A 3,689-nucleotide genomic window follows, 5' to 3' on the forward strand; every position below is an offset into this window, starting at 1 on the left:
GGCGAGGGCGGCGCGCTTCACGGTCTTTCCACAGGCCGGCCACCATCATCATTTGGCGCAGCGTCTCGCACGACACCCGGATGCCATGCCGCTCGGCCAGATACTCACGTGCCAGCGTCGGCCCGAAGCCGCTATACTGCTCGCGCACGAGGCTGACGACCTGATCACGAACGGCATCGCCGTAACGCCGGTTGCTCGGACGCCCACGCTTGCGGGATATGAGCCCGGCTGCGCCGTCCTGCCGAAGTCGCTCCAGCAACCGGTAGATCTGTCGACGCTCAAGCCTCAGCAGCGCCATCGCGTCCGCCACCCTGATCTCACCGCGGTCGAGCCGCATCAGCGTGTCGTACCGCCTCACCTCGGCAGCACTCATTGTCAGCACCGTCATCGCTTGCACATCCTCGCTGCCGAGGATGGCCATGACACCGGCGACCCGCTGGCACTCGTTGTGCCTTTTCTATCTAGCGGAGGAGTGTCATTTCTACTTAGCGCCTACACGCTCGCAGTTCGATAATGATAATTATGTAAAATATGGTCGTGGTTTACGCTGTTACCTTTTTTTGATGCCAGCGTCCCGTCTTAATCACTTCTGCATCAGATACCGCTGCAGCCGTTCCATTCAGTCCGCGGGATGCCGCACGGGTCGACCGGACGACGACAACAGCGCCAGGGTCACTTCTGCCGTGAAGAGGGTCACGTCGCCACGGCGGATGCGGTGGGCAACTCGAACATCGACTCGGCGAAGACCGATGAGCGTGGAGGATACGACCAGCAGGTCATTGAGCCGCGCCGGTGAATGGTAGCGTAGGTCCGCCGAGATGACCGCATAGGCGGCGTCGCCGAGCCGTGCGCTCGCGGCGTGCTCGATGCCTGCGAGTTCTAGCATGTCGGCGCGCGCGCGATCGGGGTAACGGAGGTAGTTGGCATGGTACACCACGCCGGAGAGGTCGGTGTCCTCGAAGTAGACGCGGACGGGGAAGTCGTGGATCTTCCCATCGAACCGCCCCGACGCGGCGATGACATCGGTACCGCTTTGTTCGATCATACCACCGCCTTCGGGCGGTTCCTAAATGCCTCGGCGGCTTGCGCAAACGCCGGCCCGCGCAGCCCCCGCGCGAAGGCCTCGCTTTCCAGTGCCATCCGCGCGACCACCTCGTCACTCGGCGAGCGGAGCAGCCGCTTCGTCTCGACTAGCGACCACAGCGGCTTGGAAGCCAGCGCTGTAACGGTGGCGTCGACCGCCTGCGCGAGGTCGCTCTGGGCGTGAACCGTGGTGACCAATCGATCCTCCAATGCCTGGCGAGCGTTCATTCGTTCACCCAGGAGGAGGAGCTGCGTCGCGCGGAGGTAGCCCGCGCGTCGCGGCACGAATATGCGATCATGGCGCGACGCGAACGCGGGCTGCCGCGGTTCGAGGCGCTGATCGACGCCTGCCACAAACGGGCGCGGCCGATCGTGATGACGACCTTTGCGATGGGGGCGGGGATGCTGCCGACCGCGCTGGGCTTCGGTGCCGACCCCAGCTTCCGCCAGCCGATGGCCGTGGTGGTGATCGGCGGGCTCGTCACCTCGACCCTGCTCAGCCTGCTCGTGATCCCGGTGATCTTCACCTACGTCGACGATTTCGAGCGGAAGCTGCGCGGCGTCGCGCACCGCTTCGCCGGACCTTCCCCCCGACCGTCGCCCCCGGCGGTCTCAACCCAAGGAGCATGACCATGACCTCTTATCTCACCGGCCTAGCCGGGATCGCGCTGATCCTGGCCGGCGCGGCGCCCGCCGCTGCCCAGCCGCGGCGCGACGACCGCGGAGCACAGGCCCAGCGGCGCGCTCAGCCCGCCCCCCGCCCGCAGGCGCAGCCCGCTCCGAACACCCTATCGCGCTACGGCAATTGGGACTCGCGCTGGGGCGCCCGCCCGGCGGCCCCGCCCAAGCACTGGACCCGCCAGGGCGACTGGTATCGCCACGTGCGCGCGTGCCAGCAGCGGTTCCGCGGGTACGACGCGCGGACCGACACCTACCGGGTCGGCAACGGCCGGACGCAGCGCTGCACGCTCTAAGCCATGCCCCTTGAACCCGCCGGCCGCAGATGCGCGACCAGCGGGGCTAGTGCCGAAGCGGCGAAGGCTGCGTGAGCGACCGATCCTGCAGGCGACGCCGCTCGGGGGTCGGTTCCTAAAGAAGTCGTGGCTTAAGCGGCTTTCGCGATGCGGTTCGAGAGACCGCTTCGTTTCCCGCTGCACCATCCCAATCGGGACGATCGCCGGGCTTAGCGTACGATTTCGACCATCCTCTCACCGGACCCCAGTCCCGGCATCTGGTGGATCGGGTCGACGATGAACCGGTCTGGCTCTGACGTCCAGATCTTGGCGATTTATTCGCAGGGTGTGAGGCCGCTAAGCGTCTTGAGCCGGCGGGCAAAGTTGTAGGCGGCCATGAAGTCGGCGAGGTGCGTCCGGAGCTGGTCGTGGCTCTCGTAGTGGAAGCGTTTGACGGTTGCCTCCTTGATGGTGCGGTTCATCCTTTCGACCTGACCGTTCGTCCACGGGTGGTTCGGCTTGGTGAGCCGGTGTTCGATGTCGTTTGCCTCGCAGATCATGTCGAAGCGCATCTGGCGGGACCAAGCGGTTTTGCGATTGCGAGGCTGCTCGGCGAACTGGATGCCATTATCGGTCAGGATCGTGTGTATCCGGTACGGCACGGCCTTCAGCAGGTGTTCGAGGAAATCCCATGCTGTGCGCCTATCGGCCTTGTCGACGAGTTGGGTGACTGCGAACTTGCTGGTGCGGTCTATGCCGACGAACAGATAAAGCTTTCCTTCGGCAGTTTGCACCTCGGCGATATCGATGTGGAAGAAACCAATCGGATAACGCTTGAAGCGCTGACGCTTGGGCTTGTCGCCCTCGACATCCGGTAGCCGTGAGATGCCGTGCCGCTGAAGGCAACGGTGCAGCGCTGACCGAGTCAGGTGCGGTAGCGACGGCTGCAATGCGTAGAGGCAGTCGTCGAGCGGCAGCAGCGTGTGGCGACGGAACGCCGCCACCATTGCCTCCTCCGCCTCGGTCAGGGTCGTTGAATGAGGGGCCTTCGGCCCGGTCTTCAAGTCCTCGACCGTCGCCCTCTTACGCCACTTCGCCACCGTCTTCGGGTTGATCCCCAGCTCACGGCTCAGCGCCGCGAGCGAAGCTTGCGATCGCTGTATTGCTGCTCGGACGGCGTGCGTGGTCGTGGCGCACCCATGACGTACCTGTCCCATACGGCCCCCTTCCATTCCAACGAAAGGATCACACCATCAAACCGTGGGATCAAACACCTAGCTGGTCGCAGATTCTCAGTGTCAAAACTGGTGGAGACCGTTGAAAAAATGCTTGCGCGAAATCGGCGTGGCGGATGTCTGGTGACGCCGGACACCGGAGGATGCGCCGCGTATCAGGCCGGCGCGGCCTGCCGGGCCAGCAGCTGGAGGTTGTATGCCGCGGCAGCCATGGTGAACACCTCGGCTGCTCCGGCGAGGCCTCGCAGCTTAAGCGTTCGTAGCCCCAGGTTGCGTTTCAGGTGGCCGAATACGCGCTCGATCCGCTGTCGTCGACGCCGCGCGTGCACATAGGCGTCGGTGCCGGCAAGGGCGCGCACGGTATCGCGGGCATCCTCGCTGACGAGGCGGGTAATGCTGCGTTTCCGGCTGACGGTGC

At 64.9% G+C, this 3,689-nt stretch carries 6 protein-coding genes and 1 pseudogene; 2 read left to right on the forward strand and 5 right to left on the reverse strand.

Going from position 1 to position 3,689, the window contains the following annotated elements:
- From DVW87_RS17575 to DVW87_RS17585, 3 genes are all read right to left on the reverse strand, one after another.
- A partial coding sequence (locus DVW87_RS17575; protein WP_239017995.1) for a helix-turn-helix domain-containing protein occupies positions 1–421 on the reverse strand: 421 nt, incomplete at its 3' end.
- Positions 422–619: 198 nt separating this feature from the next.
- Positions 620–1,045 carry a YbgC/FadM family acyl-CoA thioesterase gene (locus tag DVW87_RS17580; RefSeq protein WP_114689067.1) on the reverse strand — a complete coding sequence of 142 codons (426 nt, stop codon included), beginning with the start codon at positions 1,043–1,045 and terminating at the stop codon, positions 620–622.
- Complete coding sequence (locus DVW87_RS17585; protein ID WP_114689068.1) at positions 1,042–1,281, reverse strand: Clp protease/crotonase-like domain-containing protein; 240 nt, start codon at positions 1,279–1,281, stop codon at positions 1,042–1,044. Before DVW87_RS17585 ends, DVW87_RS17580 begins: the two co-directional genes overlap by 4 nt.
- On the opposite strand from DVW87_RS17585, the gene DVW87_RS17590 reads away from it, so the two are divergent.
- Both DVW87_RS17590 and DVW87_RS17595 read left to right on the forward strand, forming a co-directional pair.
- Positions 1,264–1,713, forward strand: a complete 450-nt coding sequence (locus tag DVW87_RS17590) for an efflux RND transporter permease subunit (RefSeq protein ID WP_239017996.1) — start codon at positions 1,264–1,266, stop codon at positions 1,711–1,713. The two genes, DVW87_RS17585 and DVW87_RS17590, sit on opposite strands and share 18 nt — an antisense overlap.
- Before the next feature lie 2 nt (positions 1,714–1,715).
- A complete protein-coding gene (locus tag DVW87_RS17595; protein WP_220149848.1) occupies positions 1,716–2,057 on the forward strand; it encodes a BA14K family protein in 342 nt (113 codons plus the stop codon).
- A 209-nt stretch (positions 2,058–2,266) separates the two neighbouring features.
- On the opposite strand, the pseudogene DVW87_RS17600 reads toward DVW87_RS17595, so the two are convergent.
- Positions 2,267–3,253: pseudogene (locus DVW87_RS17600) on the reverse strand (IS481 family transposase).
- A 173-nt stretch (positions 3,254–3,426) separates the two neighbouring features.
- A partial coding sequence (locus DVW87_RS17610; RefSeq protein ID WP_147276304.1) for a transposase occupies positions 3,427–3,689 on the reverse strand: 263 nt, incomplete at its 5' end.

It is taken from the genome of Sphingomonas aracearum, assembly GCF_003345355.1.
In the GTDB taxonomy this organism is placed as follows: Bacteria; Pseudomonadota; Alphaproteobacteria; order Sphingomonadales; family Sphingomonadaceae; genus Sphingomonas; species Sphingomonas aracearum.